The organism is Sphingomonas sp. CFBP 13733 (genome assembly GCF_014841795.1).
GTDB lineage: Bacteria > Pseudomonadota > Alphaproteobacteria > Sphingomonadales > Sphingomonadaceae > Sphingomonas > Sphingomonas aerolata.
Genome location: NZ_JACYUP010000004.1, coordinates 684264 through 698960, shown reverse-complemented (window position 1 = coordinate 698960; position 14697 = coordinate 684264). Strand labels below are relative to the sequence as shown.

General features: G+C 68.3%; 12 protein-coding genes and 4 tRNA genes. 7 read left to right on the top strand and 9 right to left on the bottom strand.

Features of this window, described 5'->3' with window-relative positions:
• Positions 1 to 40 precede the first annotated feature (40 nt).
• The 6 genes from IFT71_RS15850 (at position 41) to IFT71_RS15825 (ending at position 5185) form a co-directional block, all read left to right on the top strand.
• A complete protein-coding gene (locus IFT71_RS15850) occupies positions 41 to 1414 on the top strand; it encodes a class II 3-deoxy-7-phosphoheptulonate synthase (RefSeq protein WP_031441317.1) in 1374 nt (457 codons plus the stop codon).
• Positions 1415 to 1527: 113 nt separating this feature from the next.
• Positions 1528 to 1602, top strand: a tRNA-Glu gene (locus tag IFT71_RS15845).
• Positions 1603 to 1766: 164 nt separating this feature from the next.
• Positions 1767 to 2342: a GNAT family N-acetyltransferase gene (locus IFT71_RS15840; RefSeq protein ID WP_192141940.1), complete on the top strand. Its 576-nt coding sequence runs from the start codon at positions 1767 to 1769 to the stop codon at positions 2340 to 2342.
• 96 nt (positions 2343 to 2438) lie between these two features.
• Positions 2439 to 4076, top strand: a complete 1638-nt coding sequence (locus tag IFT71_RS15835) for a PAS domain-containing sensor histidine kinase (RefSeq protein WP_244654951.1) — start codon at positions 2439 to 2441, stop codon at positions 4074 to 4076.
• On the top strand, positions 4069 to 4701 hold the full coding sequence (locus tag IFT71_RS15830; protein ID WP_192141938.1) for a response regulator transcription factor: 633 nt from the start codon (positions 4069 to 4071) through the stop codon (positions 4699 to 4701). The genes IFT71_RS15835 and IFT71_RS15830 overlap by 8 nt, the downstream gene beginning before the upstream one ends.
• Before the next feature lie 70 nt (positions 4702 to 4771).
• Complete coding sequence (locus IFT71_RS15825) at positions 4772 to 5185, top strand: response regulator (RefSeq protein ID WP_192141936.1); 414 nt, start codon at positions 4772 to 4774, stop codon at positions 5183 to 5185.
• A gap of 23 nt (positions 5186 to 5208) precedes the next feature.
• On the opposite strand, the gene IFT71_RS15820 is transcribed toward IFT71_RS15825, so the two are convergent.
• The 6 genes from IFT71_RS15820 to IFT71_RS15795 all read right to left on the bottom strand — a co-directional run bounded on the left by IFT71_RS15820 (position 5209) and on the right by IFT71_RS15795 (position 10218).
• Entirely contained in the window at positions 5209 to 6255 is a 1047-nt protein-coding gene (locus tag IFT71_RS15820) for an acetate/propionate family kinase (RefSeq protein ID WP_192141934.1), read from the bottom strand.
• Positions 6243 to 8654, bottom strand: a complete 2412-nt coding sequence (locus tag IFT71_RS15815; RefSeq protein ID WP_192141933.1) for a phosphoketolase family protein — start codon at positions 8652 to 8654, stop codon at positions 6243 to 6245. The genes IFT71_RS15820 and IFT71_RS15815 overlap by 13 nt, the downstream gene beginning before the upstream one ends.
• Positions 8655 to 8718: 64 nt before the next feature.
• On the bottom strand, positions 8719 to 9402 hold the full coding sequence (locus IFT71_RS15810; RefSeq protein WP_192141931.1) for an NAD(P)H-dependent oxidoreductase: 684 nt from the start codon (positions 9400 to 9402) through the stop codon (positions 8719 to 8721).
• Positions 9403 to 9692: 290 nt separating this feature from the next.
• Positions 9693 to 9769, bottom strand: a tRNA-Pro gene (locus IFT71_RS15805).
• Between the two features lie 230 nt (positions 9770 to 9999).
• A tRNA-Arg gene (locus IFT71_RS15800) sits at positions 10000 to 10076 on the bottom strand.
• A 65-nt stretch (positions 10077 to 10141) separates the two neighbouring features.
• Positions 10142 to 10218: transfer RNA gene (locus IFT71_RS15795), tRNA-Arg, on the bottom strand.
• A 94-nt stretch (positions 10219 to 10312) separates the two neighbouring features.
• Here IFT71_RS15795 and IFT71_RS15790 point away from each other — a divergent pair.
• The gene (locus IFT71_RS15790) at positions 10313 to 10828 is read left to right on the top strand and encodes a hypothetical protein (RefSeq protein WP_192141929.1); all 516 of its coding nucleotides are present in this window, start codon (positions 10313 to 10315) and stop codon (positions 10826 to 10828) included.
• Between the two features lie 15 nt (positions 10829 to 10843).
• On the opposite strand, the gene IFT71_RS15785 is transcribed toward IFT71_RS15790, so the two are convergent.
• From IFT71_RS15785 to hemB, 3 genes are read right to left on the bottom strand one after another with little or no spacing between them, the layout of a single operon-like run.
• Positions 10844 to 13057: a hypothetical protein gene (locus IFT71_RS15785; protein ID WP_244654950.1), complete on the bottom strand. Its 2214-nt coding sequence runs from the start codon at positions 13055 to 13057 to the stop codon at positions 10844 to 10846.
• Positions 13050 to 13595, bottom strand: a complete 546-nt coding sequence (locus tag IFT71_RS15780) for a GNAT family N-acetyltransferase (RefSeq protein WP_192141928.1) — start codon at positions 13593 to 13595, stop codon at positions 13050 to 13052. The genes IFT71_RS15785 and IFT71_RS15780 overlap by 8 nt, the downstream gene beginning before the upstream one ends.
• Positions 13588 to 14580 (bottom strand): porphobilinogen synthase, encoded by a 993-nt coding sequence (hemB, locus tag IFT71_RS15775; RefSeq protein ID WP_031396015.1) that lies wholly within the window; start codon positions 14578 to 14580, stop codon positions 13588 to 13590. The genes IFT71_RS15780 and hemB overlap by 8 nt, the downstream gene beginning before the upstream one ends.
• Between the last annotated feature and the right edge of the window lie 117 nt (positions 14581 to 14697).

Sequence of the window (14697 nt, the reverse complement as noted above, 5' to 3'; positions counted from 1 at the left end):
GCATGGCCGCGCCTCGAATTCACCAATCGGACGAACAATTATGGCCGCGAACTGGGCCCCCGACAGCTGGACCACGCACGAAGCCCGCCAGCTCCCCTCGTATCCCGACGCCGGCGCGCTCGATGCCGCGACCGCCCAGCTTGCGACGTTTCCGCCGCTCGTCTTCGCCGGCGAGGCGCGCAACCTGACCGCGAGTCTCGCCGAGGTTGCGGCGGGCAAGGCGTTCCTGCTCCAGGGCGGCGACTGCGCCGAGAGCTTTGCCGAGCACAGCGCGAACAACATCCGCGATACCTTCCGCGTCATCCTGCAGATGGCGGTCGTGCTGACCTTCGCGTCCAAGCTGCCGGTCGTGAAGCTCGGCCGCATGGCGGGCCAGTTCGCCAAGCCGCGCTCCGCCAATACCGAGACGATCGGCGGCGTCGAGCTGCCGAGCTATCGCGGCGACAACGTCAACGACATCGCCTTCACGGCCGAGTCGCGCGCCCCCGATCCGCAGCGGATGATCCGCGCCTATTCGCAGTCGGCGGCGACGCTCAACCTGCTCCGCGCCTTCGCGCAGGGTGGCTATGCGAATCTGCATCAGGTGCATCGCTGGACGCACGACTTCATGGGCCGCAGCCCCTGGTCGAAGAAATATGCCGAGACCGCGGACCGGATCGGCGAGGCGCTCGAGTTCATGGCGGCCTGCGGGATCGATCCGGAAACCGTGCCGCAGCTCGCCCAGACCAATTTCTACACCAGCCACGAAGCGTTGCTGCTGCAATATGAGCAGGCGCTGACCCGGCAGGACTCGCTGACCGGCGACTGGTACGACACGAGCGCGCATTTCCTGTGGATCGGCGACCGGACGCGATTCGAGGGGTCGAGCCATGTCGAATATCTGCGCGGCATCGGCAATCCGATCGGTATCAAATGCGGTCCGAGCCTCGAGCCGGATGCGTTGCTGCGGATGCTCGACACGCTCAACCCCGCGCGCATCCCCGGCCGGATGACGCTGATCACGCGCTATGGCTATGATTCGATCGAGGCGGCGCTGCCCAAGCTTGTCCGTGCGGTGACCCGCGCGGGGCATCCCGTCGTCTGGTCGTGCGACCCGATGCACGGCAACGTCGTGAAGGCGGCCAATGGCTACAAGACCCGCCCGTTCGAGCGCATCCTCGCCGAGGTACGCGGCTTCTTCGCGGTGCACCGCGCCGAGGGCACGCATGCCGGCGGCATCCATATCGAGATGACCGGGCAGAACGTCACCGAATGCACCGGCGGTGCGGTCGACGTCACCGAGCAGAGCCTGGCGGACCGGTATCACACGCATTGCGATCCGCGCCTGAACGCCAGCCAAAGCCTTGAGATGGCGTTTCTTCTGGCCGAAATGCTCAACGCCGAAATGGCCGAGCGCAAGAAGGTCGCCGCCTGACGACACCGACCGCCAAGGCGGTCCGCCGGCAAAACATGCACATCGCGCGATTTTGCCGCCGCACCGCCTTGACGCCCGCGCCCCGCTTCCGTAGGAGCGCGGCTCGACTACACGGCCCCTTCGTCTAGCGGTTAGGACGACGCCCTCTCACGGCGTAAGCACGAGTTCGATTCTCGTAGGGGTCACCAAGTCTACCCATTCCGACATCGCTGGTTTCTATCGGATCGCGCCGTTCGTCGTGTGCGGTGACCGTGTCGCTACGTGTTTCCCGACGGTGCAGCGACGGGCGAGCGGGCGCTACCCGGGGCCGTCCTCATTTTCGAGGGCGTGCACCCCGTGGAAGGATGCCAGCATGGCCGATGCCGCCCGCAACACCGATTCGCCAGATACCCTCCCCGCGCCGGCCACCGACTGGAGCGCGGATCTGACGACCCGGACCGGCTACGCGTTTCACGTCCGCCCGATCACGCCGGATGACGAGGCGGCGCTGGCTGACTTCTTCACGCATGTCGGCAAGGAGGATCTGCGCTTCCGCTTCCTCAGTGCGATCGACCATGTCGGGCACGAGCAGCTGCTCGCGCTGCTGCGCGTCGATCACGAGCATAGCGAGCATTTCCTTGCCTGCGAGATCGGCAGCGGCCGGATCCTCGCAACCGCGATGCTGGTCGGTGATGACGACGGCCTGCGCGCCGAGGTCGCGGTCGCGATCCGCAGCGATTTCAAGCGGCGCGGGATCAGCTGGGTCCTGCTCGATCACGTCGCGACGTTTGCGCGCGCCAAGGGCCTCCGCACGCTCGAATCGATCGAGAGCCGCGACAATCACCAGGCGATCGACATGGAGCGCGAGCGCGGGTGGACGGCAGCCCCCTGCCCTGGCGATCCCTCCGCGATGATCCTGCGACTGACGCTGGCATCGCCGCCCGCCTGACCCGTTCGGACATTGGGGTGCGCGATCGACCCGCGGTGGCCGGTGCGGCGGTTCTGGTCTATCGTGCAGGCCGGCTCCGTACCGGCGACCAGGATCTTGGCCGCCGGCGTATCGGACCCGACCGCCGGACAAGGCCCAGAGCCCGATGAACCGCACGCGCCCAGCCCGACCGGCCGCCTCGCCCGCATGATCGCGCATCCGTCCGACATGGGCGACGCGGCTGCCGGACGTCCCGCCGTACTGGCGGAGGAGCTCGGCCTGCTGATCGACGCGGCGACGACCTATGCGATCTACATGCTCGACCCGCAGGGGCGTGTAACGATCTGGAACCGGGGCGCCGAGCGGATCAAGGGATGGACCGAGGCCGAGATCATCGGCCGCGATGCCGCGATCTTCTACCCGGCCGAAGACGTCGCGGCAGGCAAGCCGCGCGCAGATCTCGAGCGCGCGCATGCCGGTGGCCGGATCGAGGAGGAAAGCTGGCGGGTCCGCAAGGACGGATCGGAATTTCTCGCGAGCGTGACGATCACCGCGCTGCACGACGATGCGGGCGCGCTGCGCGGCTTCGGCAAGGTGATCCGCGACATCACCGACGAAAAGGCGGCGGAGGCCGCGATCCTCCGGCGCGAACATCATCTGCGCTCGATCCTGAACACCGTTCCCGATGCGATGATCGTGATGAACGAATATGGCGTCATCGTATCGTTCAGCGCCGCCGCCGCGCTCGTCTTCGGCTATGAGACGGACGAGGTGATCGGTCGCAACGTCGCGATGCTCATGCCGCCCGCGAATGCCGCCGCGCATGACGCGCATCTGCACACCTACCGGCGGACCGGGGTGCGGCATGTCATCGGCAATGTCCGGCTCGAACACGCGCTGCGCAAGAATGGCGAGGTCTTTCCGATCGAGCTCGCGGTCGGCGAGGCGTCGATCGCGGGCGAGCGGATCTTCACCGGCTTCATCCGCGACATCAGCCAGCGCCAGGCGACCGAGCGCCGGTTGAAGGAACTGCAGGCCGAGCTGGTCCACGTCTCGCGGGTCAGCGCGATGGGCACGATGGCATCGACGCTCGCGCATGAGATCAACCAGCCGCTGACCGCGATCGCCAATTATCTGGAGGCGACGCGGGACATGATCGGCGACGCGCCGTCACCGCTGCTGGCGGAGATCGCCGAGGCGCTCGAGCTCGCGGCGGCGCAGTCGCTGCGCGCCGGCACGATCGTCCGGCGGCTGCGCGCGTTCGTCGAGGGCGGCGACACCGCGCTGCGCGTCGAACCGCTCGCCGCACTCGTCGAGGAGGCGATCAGCCTGGGACTGCTCGGCGCGCACGAGGCGGGGATCACGGTCACCACCGATATCCGCCAGGGCGCCGATCTGGTGCGGGTCGATCGCATCCAGATCCAGCAGGTCCTGGTCAATCTGATCCGCAACGCCATCCAGTCGATGGCCTGCGCGCCCGACAAGCGCCTGACGATCGCGACGCTGGCGGATCGCGAAGGCTGGGTGCGGATCAGCGTGGCCGATACCGGTGCGGGCATCGATCCGGCGATCCGCGAACGCCTGTTCGACGCGTTCGCCACCACCAAGAGCGACGGCATGGGCCTTGGCCTGTCGATCTGTCGGACGATCGTCGAGGCGCATGGCGGCCGGATCTGGGTCGAACCGACATGCCCCGCCGGTACCGCCTTCCACTTCACGATACCGCTCGCCACACAGGATGTTGTCGATGGATGAGACCAGCCGAGTCGTGCACGTCGTCGACGACGATCCCGCGATCCGCCAGTCGGTCGGCTTCCTGCTGCGCAAGGCGGGCTATGCGGTCGAGACACATGTGTCGGGCACGCATTTCCTCAAGCACGTCACGCGCGAGGCGCGTGGCTGTGTCCTGCTCGACGTGCGGATGCCCGATATCGACGGGCTCGAGGTCCAGGCGACGCTGGCGCAGCGCGGCATCGCCCTGCCCGTGATCATGCTGACCGGGCACGGCGACGTCGCGCTCGCGGTGCGTGCGATCAAGGCGGGGGCGATCGAGTTTCTGGAAAAGCCGTTCGAGCGCGCGACGCTGCTCGCGGCGATCGAGACCGCGCTCGCCAAGGCCGCACGGATCGGCCGCGACCAGCTCGCCGCGGCCGAGGCCAGCGTCCTGCTCGCGGCGCTGACCCCGCGCGAGCGCGACGTGCTCGACGGGATGGTCCTGGGCCGGCCGAACAAGCTGATCGCGTTCGATCTCGACATCGCGACGCGGACGGTCGAGGTCCACCGCGCCAATCTGATGGAAAAGCTGATGGCGCGCAGCCTGTCGGACGTGCTGCGCATCGCCTTTGCCGCGGGCCTGGGCGAACCTGTCGACCCCGCCTGAGCGCCCCCCGTGTTTTACGTACAGACCGGGTCCGCGGGTCCTGTCATCGAAGGTCCGACAAGGATCGACGATGACCCCACCGGCCCCGTTTCTGCCTATCAGCCCGGGCATCTCGCTGGTCGACGGCAATCCCGCGCGACGCCGTGCGCGGCAGATCCTGCTGCTGTCAGAACGCTACCGGGTACGGTCCTATGCAAGCTGTACGGCCCTGGTGTCCGATCCGGCATCGCGCGACCATGCGTGCATCATCCTCGACCTCTCCGATCCCCGGCTGGCGGGGCAGGATGACGACGGCATGGCGGCGCTCGCGACGATGCGGGGCCTGGGCTGGGCTGGGCGGGCGATCCTGCTCGACGGGCGGGTGCCGTCGCCGGCCCTGCGCGCGGCGGCGGACCGGCACGGTGACCGGATCCTCGACCGCGCGACGACTGACGGTGCCCTGCTCGCGGCGATCGCGGCCGCCATGCTGACGCTCGCCGGGTGAGGACGCCGTGCGAACCGAAGCGGTCAGCGCGAGGGTCCGACGCCCCCCGCCTGGCTCAGCCGGGCGGCATGACGGGCGATCTCGTCATCCTCGCGCGAGGCGACGATCCGGATCGCCAAGCCCGGCAGCCATGCCAGGCCGGTACCGATCGCCTGCCGGGTCGCGCGGTCATGTTCGCCGATCCCGCCGGTCAGCACGAGCAGGTCGATCCCCCCGAGCGTCGCAGCCATCGCCGCGATCTGCTTGCAGACCGATCGCTCGAACATCCGGATCGCCAGGTCGGCGTCGGGGTTGCTCCCGGCCGCCGCACGCAGCACGCGCATGTCTCCCGACAGTCCCGAAATCCCCGCCATTCCCGAACCGTGATCGATCATCGTCGCCAGCGCCCCGGCGTCGAGCCCGGTCTCGCGCAGCAGGTACAGCAGGACGCCCGGGTCGATATCCCCCGTCCGCGTGGCCATGATCACGCCGCCCGACGGCGTCAGCCCCATGCTGGTGTCGACCGATCGCCCGTCGCGCACCGCGGTGACGCTCGCCCCGTTGCCGAGATGCGCGATGACGAGGCGCGACGGCACTCTTTTACCGAGCTGCGCCAGGATCGATTCGCACGACAGGCCGTGAAAGCCGTACCGCCGCACGCCGCTTGCGCGGTAGTGACGCGGGATCGGCAGGACCTGAGCGACGTCTGGCAGATCGGCATGGAAGGCGGTGTCGAAACAGGCGACCTGCGGCAGCCCGGGATAGCGCGCGCGCGCGGCCGCGATCAGCGCGAGCGCCGCCGGACCATGGAGCGGTGCGAACGCACAGGCCGCGACCAGATCCGCGGTCACCGCATCGTCGATCAGGCAATGCGCGGTACGATGCGGGCCGCCATGGACGATCCGGTGGCCGATCGCGGTCGGCGCCGGGCTGTCCCGCAACGCGGCGTCGAGCGCGTCCAGGACCGAAACGTGACCGTCGGCGGTCTCGATCGTCCCGCCGATCAGTAACGCAGGCTCCGGGTCGACGGCGTAGAGCCCGTATTTCAACGTCGACGACCCGCTGTTCAGCGCGAGGATCAGCGCGCCCATTGCCAGTCGCGCACCTCCGGCAGATCGTCGCCCTGTTCGGCGATGTAGAGCTTGTGCCGTTCCATCGTCGTCCAGTAGCGCGCGGTCTCGCGCGGGACGCGGTCGCGGAACCGCGGGATCCGCTCGATCGCGTCGAGCGCGAGCCGGTACCGGTCGAGATCGTTCAGCACGACCATGTCGAACGGCGTCGTCGTCGTGCCCATTTCCTTGTAGCCGCGGACATGGATGTTGGCGTGGTTGGCGCGGCGGTAGGTCAGCTTGTGGATCATCGCCGGGTAGCCGTGGAACGCGAAGATCACCGGTGTGTCGCGCGTGAACAGCGCGTCGAATTCGCGCTCGTCGAGCCCGTGCGTATGTTCGGATCGCGGCTGCAGCACCATGAGGTCGACGACATTGACCACCCGGATCCGGATGTCGGGGACATAGGCACGCAGCAGCGTGACCGCAGCCAGCGTCTCGAGCGTCGGGACGTCGCCCGCGCACGCCATCACCACATCGGGCTCCGCATCGTCGCCAGCCCAGTCCCAGATGCCGGCGCCCGCGGTGCAGTGCCGCACCGCCGCGTCGATCCCCAGCCACTGCCATTCGGGCTGCTTCCCCGCGACGATGACGTTCACATAGCCGCGGCTGCGCAGGCAATGGTCGCCGACCGACAACAGGCAATTGGCGTCGGGGGGCAGATAGATCCGCGTGACCTCCGCGGTCTTGTTGGCGACGTGATCGATGAACCCCGGATCCTGATGCGACAGGCCGTTGTGATCCTGTCGCCAGACATGTGACGTCAGCAGATAGTTGAGCGACGCGATCGGCCGCCGCCACGGGATGCCGCGCGTCACCTTCAACCATTTGGCATGCTGGTTGACCATCGAATCGACGATGTGGACGAACGCCTCGTAACAGGAAAACAGCCCGTGGCGGCCGGTAAGCAGATAGCCCTCGAGCCAGCCCTGGCACAGATGCTCACTCAGCACCTCCATCACGCGGCCGTCGGACGTCAGGTGCTCGTCGACCGCCTCGACCTCGGCCATCCAGACCTTGCCCGACACGTCATAGACATCGGCGAGACGGTTCGACGCGGTCTCGTCGGGCCCGAACAGGCGGAAGTTCACGTTCGGCATGTTGAGCTTCATCACGTCGCGCAGATAGCGACCGAAAACCCGCGTCGCCTCGGCCATGACCGTGCCCGGCGCGGCGACCGGCACGGCATGCGCGCGGAAGTCGGGCAGCGACAGCGCCACCATCGTCTCGCCGCCATTGGCATGCGGGTTCGACCCCATCCGCCGATGCCCGGTCGGGGCGAGCGAGGCGTAGATGTCGAGGAACTTGCCTGTCGCATCGAACAGCTCCTCGGGGCGGTAGCTGCGCATCCAGTCCTCGAGCAGCCGCAGATGCTCGGGGTCCTTGAAGTCGGCGATCGGGACCTGATGCGCGCGCCACGTGCCTTCGACCGGCTTGCCGTCGACGGTCTTCGGGCCGGTCCACCCCTTGGGCGTGCGGAACACGATCATCGGCCAGCGCGGGCGTTCGGGCGTCGCGCCGGGGATGCGTGCCTCGGCCTGGATCGCCTGGATCCTCGCCAGTGCGGTGTCGAGCGCGGAGGCGAGCTGCTGGTGGACCAGCGCGGGGTCGCTGCCGCCGACATAGAGCGGCTCATGCCCATAGCCGCGCAGCAGCGCGTCGAGCTCGTCCTCGTCGATCCGCGCGAGGAGCGTGGGGTTGGCGATCTTGAACCCGTTGAGGTGCAGGATCGGCAGGACCGCGCCGTCGCGCGCGGGGTTGAGGAACTTGTTCGAATGCCAGCTCGCCGCCAGCGCCCCCGTCTCCGCCTCGCCGTCGCCGATCACGCAGGCGACCAGCAGGTCCGGATTGTCGAACGCCGCGCCGTAAGCATGCGCCAGCGAATAGCCGAGCTCGCCGCCCTCGTGGATCGATCCCGGCGTCTCGGGCGCGACATGGCTGGGGATTCCGCCCGGCCAGGAGAATTGCCGGAACAGCCGGTGCATGCCCGACCGGCTGCGCTCGATCGCGGGATAGCGCTCGGTATAGGAGCCCTCGAGATAGGTGTGGGCCACCAGCCCCGGACCGCCATGCCCCGGCCCGATGATGTTGATCATGTCGAGGTCGTGCGCGACGATCAGCCGGTTGAGATGGACGTAGAGGAAGTTGAGCCCCGGCGTCGTGCCCCAGTGGCCGAGCAGCCGCGGCTTGACGTCGGCGATCGTCAGCGGACGTTCGAGCAGCGCGTTGTCGCGCAGATAGATCTGGCCGACCGAGAGATAATTGGCGGCGCGCCAATAGGCGTCCATCCGCTGCAGCTCATCGGGCGACAACGGATCGGCGCACGACACGGCATGCGGCGGTGCCTTGTGGGCGAGGCCGGTCAAGATTGCGGAGTCCATCGACGAGCGGCGGGGATCGCGGGCGGTATGGGACGCATGTCGATAGTCCTTTGATGGGGGCGCATCAGCCGGCCAGCCGGCTGGTCAGCGAAGGGTCGCGCAGCAGCGCTTCGTCGCCGAATGCCAGTTGCGCGCAGGTGCGGTTTGCCTGCGCGGTGACGGCGTTCAGATGCTGGCCGGCGACCTGCGGATCGAGATGGCTGGTGATATTGGCGAATCGGCGCTGTTCCTGCGACCGCATGCCGAAGGCGTGGACCAGATACTGGTCGACCATGGTCGTCAGCCCCGCCCCTAGCCCCTGATCGTCGAGCCAGACCCGGCTGCCCGCCGCGGTCGTGAAGGTCAGCAGCCGCTTGCCGCCGAGCAGCAGGCTGCGCGCACGCTGCTGGACCGCGACAGGCTCGATCCCTGCGCCGAACACGCGCTCGATATAGCCCTTCATCATCGCCGGCGGGGATCCGAACCAGAGCGGGTAGACGAGGACGAACACGTCGCAGCCCGCGATCGCCGCGCGTTCGTCCTGCACGTCCTGCGCGAGAACCGCCGCATCCCGCGTCGGCAATTCCGCCGGTTTGAGCACCGGATCGAAGCCCATCGCATAGAGGTCGCGCAGTACAACGTGCTGGCCGTTCGCGCGCACCGCCTCGCAATAGCGGTGCGCGATCGCATGGTTGAAGCTCGCAAGATCCGGATGGCACAGGATCACGGCATGCCGAGGCTGGGCCGCACCGGGCTCGTCATCCATCATCGCGCCGACTCCATCCTGCGCCAGCCATCATCCGGTCGCGCGCCGCGCCGGAGACGGTCAGGGAGTCGAGGAGTACGGGATTGAGCCGCGGGTTCTCAGCCTCGGAAACTACGCACTAGGCAGCGCGCTGTAAGCCTGCGCGCGCCCATCGGCCCGGAGGCGGACAAGTCGGAATGCCGCTCGCGCACGGACACGACGCGACCCAATCAAGACCTTCTTGGCCTTAACGGCATTGATGGTGCGGAATAGCGGCCTGCCGCCTGGGCATGCCATGATCATGCGGTGCATGATGGTCGGGAAGAGAGGATTCGAACCTCCGGCCCCTGCCTCCCGAAGACAGTGCTCTACCAGGCTGAGCTACTCCCCGACGGAGTCCGATCGTTACGCCCTTGGGGGACCGACCGGTGACTGGAGGGGCGCCTATACCCAGCACTTCGCGGCTGTGCAAGCGGCCGCGGCAAGAAGTTTTCGGAGGATGACGAAAAGCACGGGGGCATTGCGTGATGCGACGGGACAGTTGCGTCGCGACGCCGATGCAGTGCGGATATTATGGGATCTGACCGCTATCGGCATCGTGCCGCGGCAGGTTGTGGACGATGGTGCACCCAGAGCGATTCGAACGCCCGACCCTCAGATTCGTAGTCTGATGCTCTATCCAGCTGAGCTATGGGTGCATCGCCATGCCGTTTACGGCCGGCCCGTGTCTGGCCGTCTGGCCCCGCCGCGAGGCAGGAAATCCTGGTGCACCCAGAGCGATTCGAACGCCCGACCCTCAGATTCGTAGTCTGATGCTCTATCCAGCTGAGCTATGGGTGCACTGGAGGGGCGCTGATAGCAGGCATTTTTCGCGGCGCAAGGGTGTTGCGCGATAAAGTTGTGTACGCCGCGCCGGCGGCATAGAGCGACGGGCATGAAACAGCCTTTCCGCCCCGCGCTGATCGCCCTTCTTCTCGCACCCGCGCTGGCGGTCGGCGCCTGCAGCAAGGATACCGCCAGCTATCCCTCGCTCGGGATCCGCCCGACCGAATCGATCGGCTTCGGGGAACCCGCGGGCAAGCCGGTGGTGGTCCAGCCCGACCCGACGCTCGACACCGATATTGCAGCGTTCCGGACGCAGCTCGACCGGATCAGGACGGGCTTTGCGAAGGATGCGGCGAGCACCGAGGCCGCGGCCCGCGCCGCACGCGGCGGTGCGGTCGGCAGCGAGCCGTGGCTGACGGCCCAGACCGCGCTGGCCGGTCTCGACGACTGGCGGGCGCAGACGTCGCTGCTCGTCACCGATATCGAGCGTCGCGCGACCGATCGCGCGGCGACGCTCGCGCCGGCCTATCCCGCGCTCGATGCGGTGCGCGACGCGGCGCAGGCCGAAGCCGAGAAGCAGGGAACGACCATCACGCAGATCCAGGCGAGCCTCCCGGCCGCCTGACGCCGCCCCCTCAGCCTACCAGAGCCCCTTGAGCAGCGGCAGGATCGTCGAATAATCGTCGGTCCAGGCGGCCATGCCGTCGCGTGCGACGATCGGCTCCCAGCCTGAATTGCGTTGCCGGAGCAGCGCGATCGCCCGCGGGTCCCGCGACAGCGCGATCCAGTCCGATGGCGAGGGATGATCGGCGTCGAGCGGCGAGGGACGATAGAGCAGGTGGACGGCGTGCCACCCCGCCTCGCGCGCGGCGGCCGCGACCACCGGTTCGAGGTCGATATAGCGGTTCGAGATATGCACGAGCAGCAGCCCGTTGCGCGACACCACGCGGCCATAGGTCGCGAACGCCTCGCGCGTCATCAGGTGCATCGGCACCGTATCCGACGAGAAGGCGTCGAGCGCGAGCAGGTCGAGGCTCGCGGTCTGCTCCCCCGCCAGCGCGATCCGCGCGTCGCCGATCCGGATCACCGGATCGGGCAGGCAGCGCGACAGATAGCTGAACTGGCCGGTATCGCGCGCGATCCGCACGACCGCCGGGTCGATCTCGTAGAAGCGCCACTGCTCGCCCGGACGCGCGTAGCAGGACAGGGTGCCCGTCCCCAGCCCGACGACACCGACCCGCGCCGCCGGGCCATAGAGCGGGCCGAGCGCCAGCATCGCCTGCCCCACGCCCGATCCGGCGACGTAATAGGTGGTCGGCGTCCGCTCGCGCGCGGGCGAACCGCGCAGCTGGATGCCGTGGACGGTGGTGCCGTGATCGAGCTCGCGGACCCCCTCTCCGTCGCGCACCGTGTAGACGCCGAAATAGCTGCGCTCGCGCGCGCCCCGCTCGGCGCTGAGTTCCAGCGCACGATAGCCCCCGAACATCACCAGCGTGCTGGCGAGCACGACTACATAGGGCAGCCGTGCGCCAAGTGTGGCGAGGCCGATCGCGGCGACGATCAGGAAGGCCGCGCCCTGATGCTGGTCGCCCAATATGCCGTCGGGGTTGCTGATCCTCAGCCCGGCGGCCACCGCCATGACGAGGATGATGGCCGCGAGCCCGAGACGGCGCCGCACCGCCGGCCCCGACCAGACCGCGCGAAACGTCGCCAGCAAATACATCTGCGGCACGAGCACGCCCGCTGCCAGGATCAGCAGCGGATATTCATAGGTCCAGTCGAAGATCACGGGGGCCAGCAACGCCGCGAACACTCCGCCCAGCACGCCGCCGACCGACATTGCGAGATAGAAGCCCGTCAGCCGGTCGGGGGCCGGACGCCGGCGATACATGGCGGTGTGGAGCGCGACCGAGACCATGAACAGCAAGGTCAGCGCGATCGTCGCGCTGAACACTGGCTTGTCGTTGAACCCGCCCATGATCACCCCGCCGAACAGCAGGATCGTCACCGGGGCGATCCGGGTCAGCAGGTCGGCGAGCGTGCGGTCCTGCGCGAAGGCGATGGTAAAGCTGAGCAGATAGAGCCCGAGCGGCAGCACCCAGAGCAGCGGCATCGCGACGATATCGGTGGTGATATAGGTCGAGGTGGCGAGCATCAGCCCCGACGGCACCAGCGCGAGCGCGATCCAGTGGAGGATCCGCGCCGCGCCCGGCGCCGAGCTGGTCGCGGCGACATGCTCGGCCGACGCGGTGCGCGGCAGCCGCGTCGCGCAGAGTGCGACCAGCAGGACGAGCACCGCATAGCCTGCGGTCCACAACAGGCTCTGCCCGTGGATCGCCAGCAGCGGCTCGACCACCAGCGGATAGGCGATCAGCCCGGCGAAGCTGCCGAGGTTGGACGCGGCATAGAGCGCATAGGGATCCGCGCCGCCGCTCGACGCGCTGAACCAGCGCTGGATCAGCGGCGCCTGGGCCGACACCGCGAAGAACAGCGGCCCGATCGACAGGCCGAGCAGCCAAGGCACCCACACCGCAGGCTGCGCATCGGCGGGCAGATCGAGCGCGAACAGCCCGATCGGCAGCCACAAAGCCGCGACCGCGAGCACGCCGAGATGGATGGCCGCCTGCGCGCGCGGCTTCACCCGTCCGAGCCAGTGCGCATAGGCATAGCCGCCGAGCAGCAGCGCCTGGTAGACGAGCATCGCCGAGTTCCACACGGCAGGCGCGCCGCCGAGCCGCGGCAGCGCCATGCGCGCGACCATCGGCTGGACGAGGAACAGCAGGAACGACCCTGCCAGGATCGTCGCGACGAACAGGACGCGGCACCACCGCGCCATCGGGGAAGGATCAGACATTGGTGGGGCGATGGATCCGATAGAGGACGTGCCGGCGCAGCGGGTCGGTGGCGGCGAGATCGGGATGGTCGAAATCGCCGTCCTCGACATGGGTCATGCCCAGCCGCTCCATCAGCGCGCGGCTGCGCATGTTGGCGGGGACCGTGATGGCGACGATATGCGCGACGGGTAGATGGGCCCAGCCCCAGGCGAGGCTCGCCGCCGCGGCTTCGGACGCATAGCCCTGCCCCCAGGCATGACGCGCGAGACGCCAGCCGATCTCGATCGCGCCGTCGATCGGCGGCTTGCTCGGCACCAGACCGCAAAAGCCGAGAAACGCGGCATCCGCCTTGCGTTCGATCGCCCAGAAGCAATGCCCCGATGCACGTTGCCGATCGACCATCCGGCCGACCGCCGCCTGCGTCTCGGCGAGCGTCGCCGCCGGCCCGAGAAAGCGCATCACATCGGGGTCACGCCCCATCGCCGCAAAGGGCTCGACGTCCGCGTCCCGCCACGCGCGCAGGATGAGACGCTCGGTCTCAAGCCTGAACTCATCCATTCAGGAGCCGGGCCGCGTGTGCCGCATGATAGGTCAGCACGCCCGAACAGCCGGCGCGCTTGAACGCCATCAGCGTCTCGAGCACCAGCGCGTCACGGTCGCCCGCGCCCGCTGCGGCCGACGCCTCGATCATCGCATATTCGCCCGACACCTGATAGGCGAAGACCGGCACCTCGAACGCCTGACGGACGCGGACGATGATGTCGAGATAGGGCAGGCCCGGCTTGACCATCACCGTATCCGCGCCCTCGGCGAGATCCATCGCGACCTCGCGCAGCGCCTCCTCGGCATTGGCGTTGTCCATCTGGTACGTCTTCTTGTCGCCCTTCAGCAGCCCGCGGCTGCCGACCGCATCGCGGAACGGGCCGTAAAAGGCGCTCGCATATTTGGCGGCATAGGACATGATCTGGACGTTGTGATGCGACTCCGCCTCGAGCGCGGTGCGGATCATGCCGATCCGACCGTCCATCATGTCGCTCGGCGCGATGATGTCCGCGCCCGCCGCCGCCTGGTTCAGCGCCTGCGCGACGAGCATCTCCGCGGTGGTGTCGTTGACGACATAGCCCGCGGCGTCGACCAGCCCGTCATGCCCGTGGCTGGTATAGGGATCGAGCGCAACGTCGGTCAGCACGCCGACCTCGGGCACCGCATCCTTGAGCGCACGGATCGCCTGGCACATCAGATTGTCGGGGTTGAGCGCCTCGCGGCCATCCTCGGTGCGACGCTCGGGCTGGGTGTAGGGGAACAGCGCGATGCACGGAATGCCGAGGTCACGCGCCTCGCGACCGCGCGCGACGATCTGGTCGACCGACCAGCGCGATACGCCGGGCAGGCTGGCGATCGGTTGCTCGACGCCCTCCCCCTCGACGACGAACAGCGGCCAGATCAGATCGGCCGGCGTGAGGACGGTCTCGGCATGGAGCCGGCGGCTCCAGTCGGACGAGCGGGTGCGGCGCAGGCGCAGCGCGGGATAGCTTGCGGACATGGCGCGGCTTTTGCGGGATGGACGCCGCGCAGGCAAGCGTTACGGTCGGCGCGAACGAAACCGATCGCTGCCGATTCGGCCTCGGGGACGCATTTCCCTTTCGCGCGTTGGGCCTCG

Bases quoted from the DNA above. Each gene is read 5' to 3' on its own strand.
- IFT71_RS15840 (WP_192141940.1), top strand. From the start codon at position 1,767: ATGGCCGATGCCGCCCGCAACACCGATTCGCCAGATACCCTCCCCGCG.
- IFT71_RS15830 (WP_192141938.1), top strand. From the start codon at position 4,069: ATGGATGAGACCAGCCGAGTCGTGCACGTCGTCGACGACGATCCCGCG.
- IFT71_RS15780 (WP_192141928.1), bottom strand. From the start codon at position 13,595: ATGGATGAGTTCAGGCTTGAGACCGAGCGTCTCATCCTGCGCGCGTGG.
- IFT71_RS15825 (WP_192141936.1), top strand. From the start codon at position 4,772: ATGACCCCACCGGCCCCGTTTCTGCCTATCAGCCCGGGCATCTCGCTG.
- hemB (WP_031396015.1), bottom strand. From the start codon at position 14,580: ATGTCCGCAAGCTATCCCGCGCTGCGCCTGCGCCGCACCCGCTCGTCC.
- IFT71_RS15820 (WP_192141934.1), bottom strand. From the start codon at position 6,255: ATGGGCGCGCTGATCCTCGCGCTGAACAGCGGGTCGTCGACGTTGAAA.
- IFT71_RS15810 (WP_192141931.1), bottom strand. From the start codon at position 9,402: ATGATGGATGACGAGCCCGGTGCGGCCCAGCCTCGGCATGCCGTGATC.
- IFT71_RS15815 (WP_192141933.1), bottom strand. From the start codon at position 8,654: ATGGACTCCGCAATCTTGACCGGCCTCGCCCACAAGGCACCGCCGCAT.
- IFT71_RS15785 (WP_244654950.1), bottom strand. From the start codon at position 13,057: ATGTCTGATCCTTCCCCGATGGCGCGGTGGTGCCGCGTCCTGTTCGTC.
- IFT71_RS15790 (WP_192141929.1), top strand. From the start codon at position 10,313: ATGAAACAGCCTTTCCGCCCCGCGCTGATCGCCCTTCTTCTCGCACCC.
- IFT71_RS15850 (WP_031441317.1), top strand. From the start codon at position 41: ATGGCCGCGAACTGGGCCCCCGACAGCTGGACCACGCACGAAGCCCGC.